Annotated in this window: 17 protein-coding genes, 5 tRNA genes and 1 riboswitch; of the genes, 6 read left to right on the forward strand and 16 right to left on the reverse strand. The window is 51.7% G+C overall.

Features of this window, described 5'->3' with window-relative positions:
- Positions 1-29: 29 nt before the first annotated feature.
- From IEY46_RS18265 to IEY46_RS18295, 7 genes are all read right to left on the reverse strand, one after another.
- Complete coding sequence (locus IEY46_RS18265) at positions 30-941, reverse strand: helix-turn-helix transcriptional regulator (RefSeq protein ID WP_188993361.1); 912 nt, start codon at positions 939-941, stop codon at positions 30-32.
- Between the two features lie 137 nt (positions 942-1,078).
- Positions 1,079-1,163 (reverse strand) — tRNA-Leu (locus IEY46_RS18270).
- Between the two features lie 41 nt (positions 1,164-1,204).
- A tRNA-Lys gene (locus IEY46_RS18275) sits at positions 1,205-1,280 on the reverse strand.
- 3 nt (positions 1,281-1,283) lie between these two features.
- Positions 1,284-1,358 (reverse strand) — tRNA-Glu (locus IEY46_RS18280).
- 173 nt (positions 1,359-1,531) lie between these two features.
- A tRNA-Ser gene (locus tag IEY46_RS18285) sits at positions 1,532-1,622 on the reverse strand.
- Positions 1,623-1,632: 10 nt separating this feature from the next.
- A tRNA-Asn gene (locus IEY46_RS18290) sits at positions 1,633-1,708 on the reverse strand.
- 29 nt (positions 1,709-1,737) lie between these two features.
- Positions 1,738-2,217 (reverse strand): SprT family protein, encoded by a 480-nt coding sequence (locus tag IEY46_RS18295; RefSeq protein ID WP_188993362.1) that lies wholly within the window; start codon positions 2,215-2,217, stop codon positions 1,738-1,740.
- Positions 2,218-2,326: 109 nt separating this feature from the next.
- Here IEY46_RS18295 and IEY46_RS18300 point away from each other — a divergent pair, with 109 nt between their 5' ends.
- Both IEY46_RS18300 and cmpA read left to right on the forward strand, forming a co-directional pair.
- A complete protein-coding gene (locus IEY46_RS18300) occupies positions 2,327-2,680 on the forward strand; it encodes a hydrolase/acyltransferase (protein WP_188993363.1) in 354 nt (117 codons plus the stop codon).
- 105 nt (positions 2,681-2,785) lie between these two features.
- Positions 2,786-2,935 carry a cortex morphogenetic protein CmpA gene (gene cmpA, locus IEY46_RS18305; RefSeq protein WP_188993364.1) on the forward strand — a complete coding sequence of 50 codons (150 nt, stop codon included), beginning with the start codon at positions 2,786-2,788 and terminating at the stop codon, positions 2,933-2,935.
- A 182-nt stretch (positions 2,936-3,117) separates the two neighbouring features.
- On the opposite strand, the gene IEY46_RS18310 is transcribed toward cmpA, so the two are convergent.
- The 4 genes from IEY46_RS18310 to uptA all read right to left on the reverse strand — a co-directional run bounded on the left by IEY46_RS18310 (position 3,118) and on the right by uptA (position 7,519).
- The gene (locus IEY46_RS18310; protein ID WP_229750396.1) at positions 3,118-5,316 is read right to left on the reverse strand and encodes a Tex family protein; all 2,199 of its coding nucleotides are present in this window, start codon (positions 5,314-5,316) and stop codon (positions 3,118-3,120) included.
- 117 nt (positions 5,317-5,433) lie between these two features.
- Positions 5,434-6,063: an MBL fold metallo-hydrolase gene (locus IEY46_RS18315; protein WP_188993366.1), complete on the reverse strand. Its 630-nt coding sequence runs from the start codon at positions 6,061-6,063 to the stop codon at positions 5,434-5,436.
- Position 6,064: 1 nt separating this feature from the next.
- Complete coding sequence (locus IEY46_RS18320; protein WP_188993367.1) at positions 6,065-6,631, reverse strand: thioredoxin family protein; 567 nt, start codon at positions 6,629-6,631, stop codon at positions 6,065-6,067.
- Between the two features lie 270 nt (positions 6,632-6,901).
- On the reverse strand, positions 6,902-7,519 hold the full coding sequence (gene uptA / locus IEY46_RS18325) for an undecaprenyl phosphate transporter UptA (protein WP_188993368.1): 618 nt from the start codon (positions 7,517-7,519) through the stop codon (positions 6,902-6,904).
- A gap of 171 nt (positions 7,520-7,690) precedes the next feature.
- On the opposite strand from uptA, the gene IEY46_RS18330 reads away from it, so the two are divergent.
- Together IEY46_RS18330 and IEY46_RS18335 are read left to right on the forward strand one after the other, a co-directional pair.
- A complete protein-coding gene (locus tag IEY46_RS18330) occupies positions 7,691-8,137 on the forward strand; it encodes a cupredoxin domain-containing protein (protein WP_188993370.1) in 447 nt (148 codons plus the stop codon).
- A gap of 61 nt (positions 8,138-8,198) precedes the next feature.
- On the forward strand, positions 8,199-8,510 hold the full coding sequence (locus tag IEY46_RS18335) for a dehydrogenase (RefSeq protein WP_188993372.1): 312 nt from the start codon (positions 8,199-8,201) through the stop codon (positions 8,508-8,510).
- A gap of 140 nt (positions 8,511-8,650) precedes the next feature.
- On the opposite strand, the gene IEY46_RS18340 is transcribed toward IEY46_RS18335, so the two are convergent.
- Positions 8,651-9,025, reverse strand: a complete 375-nt coding sequence (locus tag IEY46_RS18340) for a hypothetical protein (protein ID WP_188994007.1) — start codon at positions 9,023-9,025, stop codon at positions 8,651-8,653.
- Positions 9,026-9,091: 66 nt separating this feature from the next.
- Positions 9,092-11,236, reverse strand: coding sequence for an O-antigen ligase family protein (locus IEY46_RS18345; RefSeq protein WP_229750353.1), 2,145 nt, complete (start codon positions 11,234-11,236; stop codon positions 9,092-9,094).
- A gap of 247 nt (positions 11,237-11,483) precedes the next feature.
- On the opposite strand from IEY46_RS18345, the gene IEY46_RS18350 reads away from it, so the two are divergent.
- Both IEY46_RS18350 and IEY46_RS18355 read left to right on the forward strand, forming a co-directional pair.
- Entirely contained in the window at positions 11,484-12,197 is a 714-nt protein-coding gene (locus IEY46_RS18350) for an ABC transporter ATP-binding protein (RefSeq protein ID WP_188993375.1), read from the forward strand.
- Positions 12,194-13,438: an ABC transporter permease gene (locus IEY46_RS18355; protein WP_188993377.1), complete on the forward strand. Its 1,245-nt coding sequence runs from the start codon at positions 12,194-12,196 to the stop codon at positions 13,436-13,438. Before IEY46_RS18350 ends, IEY46_RS18355 begins: the two co-directional genes overlap by 4 nt.
- A gap of 153 nt (positions 13,439-13,591) precedes the next feature.
- Here IEY46_RS18355 and IEY46_RS18360 read toward each other — a convergent pair whose 3' ends face one another.
- The 3 genes from IEY46_RS18360 to IEY46_RS18370 all read right to left on the reverse strand — a co-directional run bounded on the left by IEY46_RS18360 (position 13,592) and on the right by IEY46_RS18370 (position 16,439).
- Complete coding sequence (locus IEY46_RS18360; RefSeq protein WP_188993379.1) at positions 13,592-14,296, reverse strand: PilZ domain-containing protein; 705 nt, start codon at positions 14,294-14,296, stop codon at positions 13,592-13,594.
- A gap of 218 nt (positions 14,297-14,514) precedes the next feature.
- Positions 14,515-14,605, reverse strand: a riboswitch (cyclic di-GMP riboswitch).
- 26 nt (positions 14,606-14,631) lie between these two features.
- Positions 14,632-15,714 (reverse strand): HD-GYP domain-containing protein, encoded by a 1,083-nt coding sequence (locus IEY46_RS18365; RefSeq protein ID WP_188993381.1) that lies wholly within the window; start codon positions 15,712-15,714, stop codon positions 14,632-14,634.
- A gap of 35 nt (positions 15,715-15,749) precedes the next feature.
- Positions 15,750-16,439 carry a GGDEF domain-containing protein gene (locus IEY46_RS18370; protein WP_188993383.1) on the reverse strand — a complete coding sequence of 230 codons (690 nt, stop codon included), beginning with the start codon at positions 16,437-16,439 and terminating at the stop codon, positions 15,750-15,752.
- Positions 16,440-16,468 lie beyond the last annotated feature (29 nt).

Consider the following 16,468-nt stretch of genomic DNA (forward strand, 5'->3'; position numbering starts at 1 on the left):
TTTAACCTTTTTCGTTATTGTATTGTTCATTATTTGCGGTTTGCATATAGGCTTTGGTATTCAGACGGAGAAATGCCGAAATTTTTACTAAAGGCTTTGCTGAATGTATGAATGGATTGGTAATGCAGTTTTTCGGCGATTTGCGTAATATTCATATCCGAAGTTTTCAGCCATTCAACCGCTTTTTCAAACCGTTTACGGTTGTAATACTCTTTGATTGTCAGTCCCACTTCTTTGGAAAAGAGATGGGAGATGTAGGAGTAGCTATAATGGAGCTCAACGGCAATTTGGGTAAGCTCCGATATCTTATGCAGGTTGTAATCGATGAAATGGATGACTTCATAGACGATTTTTTTGCTTTCATCCGTTTTGTTTTGCGGAGAATAGTCCGTTTTCCGGCTTTCAAAAAAATTGCGGTAGGCCATTACAACAATCTGGTAAAGATTCGTTTCGATCATTAAAGACGAATAGCTGTTCAGGTTGATCAATTCGTTGAATATACTGACAAAAGCCCCGTGGATTCCGAAATCATCTTCCATCACGGGGTGTTGAATGCGGTCAAACATTTTTTTGATATGTACAAGCGATTTCGGGCCATCCATACTTTCGGTAAAGTTAAATCCAACATAGAAATAACGGAAGGGCTCAATGGGATCTGCTTTGCCGTCATGCCGCTCACCCGGAAGATTGATCATAACATCCCCCGCCTTCACGGGGAAAGCGATGCCATCGCGGTAGAAGACGCCCTTGCCGGATACAATATAGCTGATTTCATAACAGAATTGGACATGCTCGCCGATGACATAACCCCCATCACAGGATAAATCTCCAATTTGCAGCAGCAAAATCGATTCAAAGACCTGGGGATCATTAAAATAGATATGATCATAATGGAATTTTTTCTGTTTATCCGCTCCGCCAACCATTCCGGTCTTGTCCAATTCCGGCAGCCCCCCATTGATGAACGTTACTTCGACATTTCCTCATGCCAGTCTATTTTCCAAGCTTACATTAACACAGCCAAAAATAATACAAAAAGAAGCCTTGCTAAGCAAGGCTTCCTGGAATAATTAAGGTTTGGTGCGGTCGGCGGGATTTGAACCCGCACACCCAATGGGCGCCACCCCCTCAAGATGGTGTGTCTGCCGTTCCACCACGACCGCGGAGTGATATGCAATTATGATAATAACATATCGGATAAAAATGGTGAGCCATGAAGGACTCGAACCTTCGACACCCTGATTAAAAGTCAGGTGCTCTACCAACTGAGCTAATGGCTCGAATGGTGACCCGTAGGGGAATCGAACCCCTGTTACCTCCGTGAAAGGGAGGTGTCTTAACCGCTTGACCAACGGGCCGCAATAGTGATGCTCAGATGTGCCGCTTTCAAGCGACAAGAACTAGTATAACCAATTTCATTCTTCACGGCAAGTACTTTTTTTGATAAATTTCATCGTTGTCTTTCAGCAATTTTCGCCCCGGAGCAAACAAAAAGGACCGGCTTACGGCCCATGTCTGTCATCCATAAGTATGGCGGAGAGAGAGGGATTCGAACCCTCGCACCACTTGCGCAGTCTAACCCCTTAGCAGAGGGTCCCCTTGAGCCACTTGGGTATCTCTCCAGAAAAGAAATGGCTCCCCGAACAGGACTCGAACCTGTGACAACTCGATTAACAGTCGAGTGCTCTACCAACTGAGCTATCAGGGAATGTGTTTTTGGTGACAAGAAATAATGTATCATGATTCAATTTTTAAGTCAAGCATAAATAGCAATAAATTGCCCCGGCATTTTCCACAGGCATATTTTCGGGGGTCAACTTTTCTTTTCCGTAAATATTCCATGCCGCAGCTTCGGCATATCAGCTTGTACCGGTAAGGCTCCACACGCCTCCTTGCACGATCCGGAAGCGATTTGCAGAACCGGGTGCCGCCCACTTTCGCCAGCAGATTTTTGAAATCGGCGTCACGGTGCTTGTAACCGCGCCCCAGCAGATGCAGATGATAGTGGCACAGCTCATGCTTGATGATCTTCTCCGTTTCCTCCACGCCGTAGTTCGCCAGCTGATGCGGGCTGATCTCGATATGATGGGTCTTGGTGAAATAACGCCCACCTGTCGAAGTCAGACGCGCATTGAACGTTGCCTGGTGCCGAAAAGAAAGCTGGAAATACTGGAGGGATATTTTCTCGACCCACGCTTGCAGGATATGGTCTTCCATTACGTTTCTCCTTTATCAGCTCTTGCATAATTATACTTGAATTTTAAAGGACGGATACGCTACACTGTCAAGTAGTATTCACCTGTAGGAATGAGGGGAGCTTAATTCAATGGCACATATGCGTTTTATTATAATGAAAAATGAACAAGATATCTCTTTCGTGGAGATGCCGCAGTCTCATGCTTACCAGCTGAGCGCACTTAATCTGCGCCTGCATAAGGAAATCGACAAGCTGACCGCAAGCAATGTCCCGGCCCTGCCTCTGGCCATCGCCGAATGCGATGAACTCGAGCTGCATGACCCGTCGCTCGCCGTTCATTCCGGTCTGGATTATATTAATTCGCTGGAGCGCGACTTCTCTTCCATTCAGGAGAAATCGTATCCCCTGATATCGCTGCTTACCGAAATTCGTGCCCTTCAAGCGCAGCTGGAGCAGTGGTATGAGGAAGAAGCAGAAGTTTAACCGCTGATTATGGGGCAGACCACGATTGGACCTGCACGGATAATCGCCTATTCCCATATGCTAGTTACTGCAACAAGTGACGGCTTTGGAAGGAGGCGAAGGATCGTGCCGCAATGGCTATGCAATCAATTGATGCGCGCTTTTGTGAAGAAGGACAGACGTCAAATCCGTCTGCTCAACGATTGCTGGTATTTCTACCGGACAAAACAGCAGCCCGATGAAAGTCCGGCAGGCGACAGGGTGACCGATGTTTAAGCATAACCTGGAAAGAATGGAACAAGTCTTGTTTTTCTCGTGATGGCGAACAGTTTCTTCGCGTTGCCGTTATGCGGCACACTCGAATTAGCTGATAAATTTTCATCAAAAAAAGGGTGTTATCTCCCGGCAGTGACTCGTGACTGCCTGAAGATAACGCCCTTTCTGCCGTTTACGCGATTTTAGTCCGGCTTGCGCATAGTCAGGCTTACGCGTCCTTTCTTCAAATCAACGCCAATGACCCATACGGTCACGGTATCCCCCACAGAAACGACGTCCGTGGGATGTTTGACGAACTTGTTGCTGAGCTGCGAAATATGGACAAGCCCGTCGTTTTTGATCCCGATGTCGACAAATGCGCCAAAGTCAATTACATTGCGCACCGTCCCGTGCAGCTCCATGCCAGGGTGCAAATCCTCCATGCTCAGCACATCCGTATGAAAAATAGGAGCGGGAAGCTCCTCCCTCGGATCCCTGCCAGGGCGCAGGAGGCTGTCTACGATGTCTCTGAGCGTCGGAACACCCACTTCCAGTGATTGGGCTACCTTGTCCATCTCTATCGCCGCCAGAGCCGCTTTAAACGCCTCTGAACCCAAATCTTCCAGCTTCAGCCCAAGCGTCTTGCAAAGCTTGCCGACCACCGCATACGATTCCGGATGGATCGGCGTCCGGTCCAGCAGGTTGGTGCTATCCGGCACGCGGATAAAACCGATGCACTGCTCATAGGTTTTGGCTCCCAGCCGCGGTACACCCTGAAGCGTTTTGCGCTCGCTGAATTTTCCTTTTTCCTCCCGGAATTTCACGATATTCTTCGCTGTGGTGGCATTAATCCCGGCCACGTAGGAGAGCAGCGAGGCTGAGGCCGTATTCACATCGACTCCGACATGGTTAACCGCAGACTCCACCACGCCGCCAAGCGTTTCTTCAAGCCGCTTCTGGCTCACATCATGCTGATACTGCCCGACGCCAATCGCTTTGGGCTCGATCTTCACAAGCTCCGCCAGCGGGTCCTGGAGCCGCCTGGCAATCGATACCGCACTGCGCTCCGCTACGTCAAGTGCCGGGAACTCCTCAGCAGCAAGCTTCGAGGCCGAATAGACGCTTGCTCCCGCTTCGCTGACAATAATATACTTCAGCTCCACCTGCTTGTCCTTGCCGGCAGCCTTGCGCTTGCCGATCAGGTCCGCAATAAACTGCTCCGTCTCGCGGGAAGCCGTGCCATTGCCAATGACGATCAATTCGACCTTATAGGTGTCGATCAGTTCCCCGATCCGCTTCTCCGCGTCGGCCGTCTTGTTGTGCGGAGCTGTCGGGTAAACAACGGCGACTTCCAGCAGTTTACCGGTCTCGTCAATCACCGCGAGCTTGCAGCCTGTCCGGAATGCGGGATCGACGCCAAGGACAACATTTCCACTTACTGGGGGCTGCAGCAGCAGATTACGCAAGTTTGTGGAGAAGATCTGAATCGCATGCTCCTCCGCTTTCTCGGTTATCTCACTGCGCACCTCCCGCTCGATGGACGGAGCGATCAGCCGTTTATACGCATCCTGAATCGTTTGCAGCAGCAGGCTTCCGATCGCCGGGATCGTTCCGCCGCGGATCGTCTGGCGGTCGATATAATCAATTATGCGTTCTGCCGGCACATCTAAAGACACGCGCAGCACATCCTCGCGCTCAGCCCGGTTGATCGCAAGTGTACGATGGGGCGGCAGCCGCTTCAACGGCTCCTGATACGCATAATACATCTCATAAACCGTTTCCTGCGCATTGTCCTTCGCTTCTGTACGGACTACGCCATTGTCGAATGTGAATCTGCGCACCCATGCGCGGATCTTGGCATCGTCAGCCAACTGCTCGGCGATAATATCCATCGCTCCCTGGAGCGCATCTTCCGCAGAGGAAACCCCCTTCTCCGCATTCACATAACGCTCTGCCTCACGGCCCGGGTCCCCTTGGCGGGGCTGCGACAACAGCCAGGACGCAAGCGGCTCCAGACCGCGCTCCTTGGCAGTGCTGGCGCGGGTTTTGCGCTTCTGCCGGTAAGGACGGTACAGATCTTCGATCTCCTGCAGCTTAATGGAGGACACAATCGAGCTACGCAGCTCATCCGTCAGCTTACCCTGCTCGTCGATCAGCCGGATCACCTCACGCTTGCGCACTTCGAGATTGCGCATATACTGCAGCTTCTCTTCTATGGAGCGGAGCTCCGTCTCATCCAGCTCCCCGGTCATTTCCTTCCGGTAGCGGGCAATAAAAGGGATGGTATTGCCTTCATCCAGCAAACTGACGGCCGCTTTCACCTTGGTCGCCGGCAAACTGAGCTCGGTGGTAATCCGCCCAAGAATCCGCTCCTGCTCGGCCGCCTGCTCCTCCTTGGTCAGCTCAACCCGGACTCCCGGCTCAAGCTCCCATTCCTGCTTCTTCGTATTCTCTTTGGTTTCAGCCACTTTTATTTCCCTCCATCTTCTATAACAGGGCATAACCCCTACCGCTCGGCTCTAAGCCGGCACGTAAGGGTTATTTTCCATCTCATATCCAATACTTGTCTGCGGTCCATGACCGGGGTATACACGCACATTCGAATCAAGCTTGTACAATTTGCCGCGGATGGAATCATACAAATCCCTTTCACGTCCGCCGGGCAGGTCCGTCCGGCCCACTGATTTGCGGAAAAGCACATCGCCGCTGAAGAGATGCTCCCCGCACAGAAGGCTCACGCTTCCCGGCGAATGACCGGGTGTATGCATCACCTGAAATTTGTGACCGATCAGTTCCAGCTTCTGACCCTGCGCAAGCGCGAACTCCGCCGGATCGGTCGTAAGCGGCTCCGTGACATCCGACCAGCGCTCGGAGCCGTTTTTGCGGGCATCTGTGAGCCAATCCGCTTCCAGATCATGCAGATAAACGGGGCAGCCAGCCGCTTTGCGTACCGCATCGACACCCCCCATATGATCGAAATGGGCATGCGTCAGGACAATCGCTTCAATGGTCAGGCCTTGAATACGCGTCAGCAGCCGCTGCGGATTCATGCCGGGGTCGATAACAATGCCCCGTTCGCCGGTTTCCTCGGTAATCAGGTAAGCGTTTGTTTGCAGGGGACCGAGTGTAAAAGTCTCAATCTTTAACATCTTAAAAAGAAGCGAGAAGCTTGCGCAGCTCGTCGACGATTATTTGTTGATAGCCTGTGCCTTCGCCGTAGCGGCGGCCCATTTCCTGGCGGGCAAGACCGATCTTCTCCTGATAATCGGCAGCGTCCCGATCCGGATTGGCCAGCTTGAACGCGGTCATCACTTCTTGCACATGACTGGGGCGCGGGCCCCATTGGCCGAGCACATGGCCGCCGGTATCGGCAAAAATAACGATCGGAATCCCGCGTCCGCCCATGGTCAGAAACTCGTCCATCGTGTCCAGATGCTGTTCCATCACAAGGACTTCCGTTGGAATTCCGGTAACTTCAAGCGCTTTGAATACGACAGGAACGTTACGGACCACATCGCCGCACCATTCCGCCATCAGAATCAGACAGCGCAGATCATCACGGTTGTTGAGCGATTCGAAAAAATCACGGTCTTCATCGCTGGCCCATTGGAATTGGCTGCCCCAATCAAGAAAAGCATCCTTGTTCTTTTCCATTGAGTCAATAAACTGCTGCGGACTGATCCCCTTATTAAGCTTGCTAGCCACATTTTTTGCCATTATGAGACCCCCTAAAAGTTATTGGTGAAACTTCCTGAAACGGCTTCCTGCGAGCCAATAACTCACTTCGGAAGCATATGCTTCAGTTTTTGGTGAAACTTCTTGAAACGACTTCCTGCGAGCCAATAACTCACTTCGGAAGCATATGCATCAGTTTTTGGTGAAACTTCTTGAAACGGCTTCCCGCGAGCCAATAACCCACTTCGGAAGCTGCTTTCTGCGGATTAACCAGCAGTCTAATTATACCAAACCGGGACGCTTTATCACAAACTAGATGGACTTCCCGCGGCCCTTGAGCACTTTAAACAGCACATAGATAACAAGGAGCGCGATAGCTCCCAGAATTGCCGGCTGCACATAGGGGGCCGCTTTCTCATCAATCGTCTCCCACTGGTCGCCCAGCTTCCATCCCAAATAAACAAACAGCAGTGACCACGGAATCGAAGCAAGAGTCGTCAGCAGCGTAAACAACCAGAAATTCATTCTGGCCATGCCCGCCGGTATGGAAATAGCCTGACGCATAACGGGAACAAACCGGGCTGTGAAGACAATTCCGGATCCGTACTTCTTGAACCACGCTTCCGCGGTATCCAGATGCTTGGATGAAATTTTTATGTACTTGCCGTATTTCTCGAAGAAAGGTCGTCCGGCATACCGGCCAATCGCATACAAAATCCATTGCTGGATGACAGCGCCAATTATGCCGAATATAACAGCTCCAGTAAACGTAATTTGACTGCCTCCCGCTTCCGAAACCAGATAACCGCCGTAAGCAAGTACAATTTCACTCGGAATCACTTCAATCGCAAGACCAATAACTATGCCATAATAGCCCAAACCTTCAATCCATAGAAGCACCGCATCAAGAGCATTGTGAATCCAGTCCATTCTCCTTCTCCCATCGTCACCTAATTTAGCCAGCCTCTTTGTCTATCGGTATTCTAGCATATTTCCAGACATGCCTCCAGCAAGAAAGCAATCGGCAGATCAGTCATGCTCTGACAAGCCCCGGCATAGACTAGCTTTAATCAATACGAAATGGAAGGAGGAATGTTTCATATGTCCAAAATGTATGTAGTCAGCAAAAAACAAATTCGCTTGTTCGCCGTTCTGCTGCTGGTCCTTTTTATCGCTGCGGTCTGCCTCAAATGGAATCAGTCCAGAGCCGCGCTGGCTGCCCCGCCGGACACCAAGGTCATTCAGCTGGTTACGGGAGAGTTTGAGTCTACTACCGATGACGGCAAAAAAATTGAAGTTTACCGCTGGGATCCCGGCACTGTGGTCGTGAACAAAGGTGATCACGTTGAGCTGCGGATTACCGGCATCAACGGGTCCTCGCATCCTTTTGTCATCGAAGGGCTGGGCATCAAGGGCGAGGTCAGCAAAGGCAAAACAACGGTTGTCCGGTTCGTCGCGGAAGCCAAGGGCACCTATCCGATTGTTTGCTTGACGCATACCACCATGGCCCAAGGTGGTCCAATGGTTGGCTATATCATCGTACAGTAACAGCCTGTGACAGGTTGTGGCTCGGATGCATATATAGGGGTAGAGAGGAGTCGGTATCTCGATGAAGGCATCTACCCCGCGAAATAAAGCAGGCTACCCCACTGCCCGCAAGATCAGGCGTGCGTGTGAGAATGAGCTGTACCGCACCGTAAAAAGGCTGGGCGTCTGGATCTCAAAGGAACGCTTGGGCCAGGCGGAGAAGATCTATTTCAAAAAAGTCGCGCTCAATCTGCCCTGGATCCATGAAAACGCCAGCAACCGCAAGCTGCTTGCCGACTGGTGGGATGACAACGTCAGCGGTGAAATCGCCCAGTTGTGGGAAGTGGATCCGGTCCGGCTGAAGGCTGCCTTTCGCGAAGCTTTCGGCGGTTGAGTATTCACAACCAAAATTTTATACTGTCAGATATGTTAAAAAACAAGCGCTCAAAGGGCGGAAACAGGAATCATCCTGCTTCCGCCCTTTATTTGTTCTTGTGGTCAGATAAGGGCAGCAGCCCTTGTTCTGTTCACACCTTAGCCGATAACGGCAAATGTCTCAACGCCGGCAGGAATCGTACGGGTGCGGAACAAAATGCCGCGTGAATTAAACAACTGAAGTCTGAAGCTCACTCTGGTCAGGGTGCCAATGTTATTGAACCGGACGACGCCGAAGCGGTCAAAGGAAGCCGTCGAAACAACCTGGTTATTGCGGATCAGTCGCGCGAAAAATCCAGTCGTGTTAAAAGGAACGCCATTGCCCTGTACCCAAACGACGGTTAAACGGTTAAAGATTGGGCCGCTGGTAAGCCCCCGCCCTTTTAGTTTTATGCTGCGGATCACTTTACTCTTGCTTCCGGGATTGTTTAATTTTGGTCTGATGCGTACTGTAGCTATGTTAATCACTCCCATCCGTTCTTGCTCCAGCTTATGCAGCTGAAGCTTCAAAGGGATGGACCAAACGCCCCCGCTACCTGTCTATTTCCCCTCCTGCTTCCCGGCTTCGGTTTCTCCAGCCTGAAGTTCGTCAAGCAGGACCAACATATCATCCGCCGCTTCCTGCGACTCCGGGGTGACCTCGAATTCCCGCCCGCCCAGACGCGCAGCGATTCCCTGGTCTTTGAAAGCTGCGAAGAAGGCCAACGCTGTTTGTGCGGCATGGAGGGATTCGTCAACCTGTCCTTCCGCCTGTTTATCACGGGCTAGTCCCGCCATAACTACAATCGCTCCTGTCTGGTTACCGCGATCATAATGATCATACGCCAGCGCCAGACGAAAATAATCAGCCGTTTGCGCGACATCGCCTAGCTGTGCATAGGTCCGGCCAAGAGCGCTCAGCAGCGGAACGGATTGCGGTTCGTACCGAAGGCCCTTCTTCAACTGCTCCAGGCCCTCATTCGGCGGTACAAGCAAGGAGAGTTCAATACGAACCCGGCTCCAGTAAGGATTTGCCGCCAATGCTTGCTCAAGCAGGGAAATCTGCTGGCCCTCTGCCGCTTCGACTGCGTCCATGCGGTGCTGCACCGACTTGTCAAACCGCCAGCTGTACAGGGAAGCAGCGGCAAAAACAAGCACCGTCGCCAACCCCAGCAGAGCCCGCCATCCCGGCGCCGGTTTCTTTAACGCCTTTACCGCAGGTGAGGAATGGAGGAGCGGTTCTTCCCCAGGGTCCCTTCCGGAGCCGCTGGCTTGCTCCGCAACCTTCGGGCTGTAATATATGATCCAGGCGAACAAAAGCAGCCAATAATACCCGAAGGACATATCAAAATCAACGGCGGCATGGGCAAGCAGCACACCTGCCGGGAGCAGTCCCGCCCGATCATTCTTCCATACCCTTCGCAGCAGCAAAATCAGCATGATGAGGAATATTATCAAACCGGCAGCGCCCAAATTCAGAAGCAGCTCCAAATAGCCGCTGTGTACTTCGTTGCCGATATAGGGGTAGGTCTGGATTTGGGTGAACAACATACGCCATGTATCTCCCCCCCGGCCAAACAGCGGCGTATCCAGGAAGAGGCTCCACGCATCCTTATAGAACATGGTACGCGCACCTGCGGTCTGAAACTGGCCGCTGAGCCTGCCCTGGATAACGGCCGGCAAGAGCAGTGCCATAACCAGAAATGCCGCCCCGAGCCCGCTCCATGCCGCAATTTCGAGCTTTCTGCCGGCTGATCCTGCAAGCCCTGTCCGAAGGAGGCTGAATCCGGCTGCCGATACCAGCAGAATGACCAGAAGCCATAGCGTTTCCTCCGTATGAACGACAACAGCCTGGTTGCCATGCGGACCTGCGCCTACGACAAGACGATAGGCGGCACCTGTGCCTATTAGCATCCAACCGGTATAAATCAGCCATTTCACCCGCTGCTCGCGGTTAGCAAGCACAAGCCCAGCCAACCAGCCTGCAGCCGTTGTCAGCCAGGCTGCCCTGGATTCTGTCAGCAGCAGTACGAGCGCAAGCGGCACCATCAGCACCGCAGTTATCAGAAAAGCCCGGTAGTTCCCGGCCCGGATGGCGAGCAGCAAATTCCAGAGCAGATAAGCTCCAGCGATAGCACCCAGCGCATTGGGATATTGAATAAATCCGGCAAGTCTGGCCCCGACAGCGGACAAGCTGGAATCTCCTGTAATCATGAACATTTCGGGGAATTCAATCCAGCCCAGCCAAGCGGCCAGTGCTCCACCCATCAGGAATATCCCCGATGCCTGCAGCGCAAAGAGCAGCCAGCTGCGAAATCCGTCTATTCTCAGCCACATATAGCCCGATATGAGGAATGCCGTATACGCCGACCAGCGGAGCGCCTGCTCCACGGTTGCCAGCACAGAGGCCGGTCCATTCAGCAGACTGCATCCGTAGAGGAACGCAAGCGCAAGCGGAGCGTAAGCCTCAGGAGGAACATGGAACCAGCCTGTCCATAAACCGGCTCCTGCCTGGATCTCATGCTCATACCGCCGCTGCTGCCTAAGCTTCAGATATCCCGTGACCCAACCCGATATTACGGTTGCAGCCATTAGGATCCATTCCCATCTATAAAAGTTTTCGTCAAAAAACATCCCGTAACGGAATGCGGACAAAATCATCAGCCCGGTAAACAGCAAACCTGCGGCTCCAGCAATAACAGCCATTCGAATCCCCTTTTCAATCATTTCAATCAAGCTGCCATCAAGCCTTAATCTATCTAGAAATTGTACCATATGCCGTTTGGATTCGATAATACGAGATTATCTGCTCCCCGATGCTGACTTCTTGAAAGAATCAGGTCAAGCGGGATTGTGCCGTAAAACTTTTTGGATGTCCAGGTCGTTATGTGGTCATCAAGCAAGGGACTTGCGGCTATTGCCGCACGCTGCCCTACATCCAGGAGGCAATGTCATGATTAAATTGCAGCACATCGAGCATGCTTTTACGCTTGGGCACAGAGGCCGGCAGAGAAGCGTGCCTGTCCTGCGCGATATCAACTTAACGGTTGGTGAAGGTGAAATTGTAACCTTGATCGGCCGCAGCGGGTCAGGCAAATCGACGCTCCTTCATGTCATCGGCGGTTTTATCCGTCCGACTCAAGGCATGGTCCAGATTGCCGGATCCGATGTTACCTCCTATAGCGAGGGGCAATGGGCCGATTTCCGCAGACGCCACCTTGGTGTTGTGTTTCAGAATTTCCAGCTGATTCCCAGCATGACCGCTTATGAGAATACGGAGCTGCCGCTCGTTCTTCAGGGCGTTCCCGCCCATGTCCGCCGCAAGCAAACGATGGAGCTTCTGGAGAAGCTCGGTATTGCCGAATACGCCGAGCATTACCCCAGCGAGCTGTCCGGCGGCCAGCAGCAGCGGGCCGGGATCGCGCGTTCGCTGATTCTGGATCCGCCGATTCTGCTCGCCGATGAGCCGACCGGAAGCCTGGACAGCGAGAATGAGGAGCAGTTCCTGAAGCTCTTGCAGTCCATCAACAAGGAGCGCAACATCACACTTCTGATTATTACCCACGACGAGAAGGTGGCATCGATCGGAAACCGCAGACTGCGGATTGAGGACGGCCAACTGCTGGATTCGGTCCAGAAAACGAAGATGGAGGTCATCCGATCATGAAAACCAGCGATAAACTGCGGTTTGTCCGGCAGAATATGAAGAAGAACAAATCCCGGATCTTTATGACCGTGCTGGCTACCGCCATGGGCTGCGCCTTTCTTATGATGATCGCCTCCGTGGCGTTCGGGCTTCAGAAGAGTGTCATCAATGAGATTTTGCAGGACCGCTCGCTGACCGAAATTGAAATGAATGCCAAGATGAACGGTGATTCCTACGAGGGGCTTCAGTTATCCGATTTGGATGCCCTGAAGCAGCTCAAGCATGTCAAAGCTGTCATTGCACAAAGCCGTTTGCAGGCTACGGCAGCTGTGGATGGGTACAAAGGCAATACCAACGCGATTTTCTCCGATTTAAAGGAGGAAGCCAAGGTGGGACTGCCACTTGCAGAAGGCCGGATGGCTGAAAATGAAGGAGAAACCGTCGTCGGTTACCACCTTGCCGAGCATTTATTAAACGAAGCAGGCGAGTCCTACGGCAAAAGTCTGGTGGGCCAGACATTATCCTATCAAATAAACATTTACGACCCGCAAACGGAAAAAGAAACTTTATCCCAATCCTTCACAGTGAACATTGTCGGAATTACCGAAAAGCCGGCCAAAGAATGGCGGCAGGATATTGATATTCGTCTGTCGGATTCGCTGCTGGGCAAGATTCTGCCCGCTGGCGAAGAGCCTTCCTTTATGGTAAAGGTGTATGCCAAAAGCGCCGACAGCGTTGCTGAACTGTCAAAAACACTGCGCGCGCAGAATTATCAAATCTACTCGGTCGCCGACTCAATCAAGGAATATGACCTGGTGTTTCTTGTGATGAAGGTCGGACTCATCTTTGTCGGTACCATTGCCGTTCTGATTGCCTCCATCGGCATTTTCAATACGATGACCATGGCGGTAACGGAGCGGGCTCAGGATATCGGCATCATGAAAGCGATCGGCGCCCACCCGCGCACGATCCGGAGCGTTTTTATGCTCGAGAGCTTCGGCATCGGACTGATTGGCGTTCTTATCGGCACCCTCATCGCTTATGGCTTGAGCGCATTAATCAATACGGTTGTGCCGCCGATACTCACGTCCGTAATGGATGGGGCCCGTCTGCCCGAAAATTTTGTTTTCTCATCCATTCCTCTGGTCCTTACGCTTGTGAGCGTGGCGATCAGTCTTGGCGTAGCCCTTCTATCCGGGATGCGTCCCGCAGCCCGAGCCACCCGCATCGATGTGCTGAGTGCTTTAAGGCGCGACATTTAACATCCCACCATGCGACGAGGGATTAGTGGGGCCGCACGACTCAAACTAAGCAACCAAGCCGCAATGAAGATTTGCATAAGGTAAAACAAAGAAACAAGAAGCTCCTTCCTGGAAGAGGGAGCTTCTTGTTTCTTATAGCTGACAGGCAGGCTATTAAACGACTTTTTCCTGTTTCCCCTTATAATAGGCGGCCACCTGCTCGCGGAGAATAAATGCCCGCAGCGCACGCTGCTGCGCCTCGTCGAGTTCGCAAAAACGCGCCCCGTAGAAAGACTGCCCTCCGTCACTTTCCTGACGGATGATCTCCAGGCGGCATTGAAGCTCAAAGCCCAGGGATAATGTCGCTTCCAATTGTTCGTGCGTCTCCAGCCTGGGGCCGGCGGCGGCAACAAAACCTAAACCGGAAAAACTGATATTCCGTATCTTCAGTTGGATGTCCTCTACCAATTCGAAGGTTTCAGGGCCGGTGGACAACTCTCTTGTTTCCGAGAATACTTTATGCAGTATCCCCTTATGATCGATCCTTACCCGGGGCGATTCCCGCTTCTCTTCCAGTCCGCATAACGCTCTGGCCGGAAAAATCGCGGCTATTGATCCCTCCGCTTTGCCAATCACCGTCGATTGCAGACGCTGGGTTCCCACCGGGGAGTAGATCGTTAATTCAATGGGATTGCCAAGATCAAATGACTTGTATTCGCTCATTTCAATCTCCATCATTTCTCCCTCAATATGACTCAATATCCCGGTGGAAACATATCCCTCTTTCTCGACAACCGTCCGGCTGTGAAGCAGCACTTTGTCGGAGAACTTCTGTTTTTCTTTACCTGATCCTTCCTTCCTGTAGGTGTTTGAGTTCAAGAGCACCATCTCCTTTGTGGACAATCATCTGGTTCGCCCGCCTCTGAAAGAAGGATGTGTCACCATCAGAATGGAATCGCGGTTATTCGTGCAAACAAGCCGCGCCATAGGTCGGCGCAAGCCTGATGCAAGGTTTGGCTAAGAAAAATAAAAATAAAAAAAGCCGTTCCTACTCCGGGAGCCGCCTGATCGCCACCCTTCTGTTAAAGGGCGTTCATTTCGGCAGCCAGGCTGTCATTCGTTCTTATCAGAACCTTAGACCCTTTAGCTTTGCGTCCTTGCCTTTCAACAAGTTTGCCATTATCGGATGTATGAAATTAGAAAGCTGCTTGTCCTTACATTTCATTCACAATCATAAGGCTGTGGGAATCCTTCAAATCGATCTGATATGGCTGAGAGGGCGGTGTTCCGTCCGCCTCGCGAAGAATGCGTACAATGGGGCGGTTGACCGCAAGCGGATTATTAAGCGCCACTACCCCAATCTGCCCCGAGCTGAGCAGGACCGTAGTCGCCACCGGATAGATGGAGATATGCTTGCAAAAGGTCTGTATCAAATCAAGATTAAAAAAAGTATTGCCTGCAGCGAATAAAAATTCAATGGCCTCCGTCGGCGTATACCGTTTGCGATGCGGTCGTGGAGAAGTCAAGGCATCGTAAACATCAGCCAAAGCCACAATCTGCGCATATTCATGGATGGCATCACCCTTGAGCCTGCGCGGATAACCCGTTCCGTCATATCGCTCATGATGCTGAAAGGCACAATGGGCGGAGAGCAGCGAAATATCATGCTGGGCACGTATAATATTGAAGCCCTCCTCCGTATGCTTTTCCATCAGCACACGCTCTTCAAGCGTCAGCGGCACGGTCTTGTTCAGAATCTCCTTGGGCAGGCGTGTCATTCCGATATCGTAAAGGAGCGCACCCATTCCTAACTCTTCCAACTGATTGCGGCTGTATCCCCTGGCAAGTCCCATAATGCCGGATAATATAGCCACATTGACGGAATGTTGAAACAGATAGCCATCCGCCACTTGAATATTGGTCAAGCTGACCATTACGTCCTCACGGTTCACCAGATCCTGCATGATTTGACCAAATACATTCCGGAATGTCCGGCCCATTTCGGGTGCGATCGTTCTTCCTTTGGTCATAGGGTGGTCCTTGAGCGTGTTCATGGTCTTAAATACCGCATCATGCGCTTCCTTGCGCGTATTGTCATGAATCGCCGTTTCCGGCTCCAGGTCCTCCGTGAGCGGATCATCGACAAACAGCATGTCTACCCCGAGCATTTGCAGCCGGTTGAGAAACCGTTCATTCAGTTCGACGCCAACGCCCAGCAGCACATTCCCGTTTTCCTGCAAAATCGGGCGTGCCAATCTGTCTCCTGGTTTGGCCGAAAGTATATGTAATTTTCTCATTTGCACATTCCGCCTTTATTCGGTTGCCTATTTGATCAAGCTTGCATCGCTGCCAGGTCGGCAGCACGCAGTTTATGTAATTGCTTATCGGCGTACATCCTGTTGTCTGCGATTTGCACAAGCATATTCAATTCGCTCCCTTGGTCAGGACAAATGGCACTTCCAACAGAGATGGATAGATGAAGCCCTGTCGATGCAGAAAGCTTGAACAGCTTTTCATGAAGCTGGCGGATTAAGGTTTCTATTCTTCTATCGTCGGAATAGGGACAAATCATTATAAATTCATCGCCGCCCCACCGGCCGACGATTTCCACCTGTTTTGTGCCACAGCCAAGCAGCTGTGAGATCATTTTCAGCGCGCGGTCACCCTGGATATGGCCAAGCTTATCATTAACTTCTTTAAAATCGTTGACGTCAATCATCAACACCGTTATTTTCTTTCGTTTGCGCTGCGCCCGCTTCCGTATCTTCGGAAAAATCTGCTCCATGTAACGACGGTTGCAAAGTCCAGTCAAATAATCAAGTGTCGAGCTGGAAAGAAGACGGTCATACTTTAATCCCAGGAACCAGGCTACAGGAAATGCGAAGGCAGCAACTGCCACCGCTTGGGCCGCCACCGGGAGCGCCTGACTGGATGCGCCGGCTTGCCACACAGACAGGCCAACCGTAAGCAAGATTGTAATCAAAGCTATGGCGCAAGCAGTAACGCGCCCTACGATGCACATAATGCCGCCTTCCTCTCCAAATGAATATT

The sequence above is a fragment of the Paenibacillus nasutitermitis genome (genome assembly GCF_014641075.1).
Classification (GTDB): Bacteria; Bacillota; Bacilli; order Paenibacillales; family Paenibacillaceae; genus Paenibacillus_Z; species Paenibacillus_Z nasutitermitis.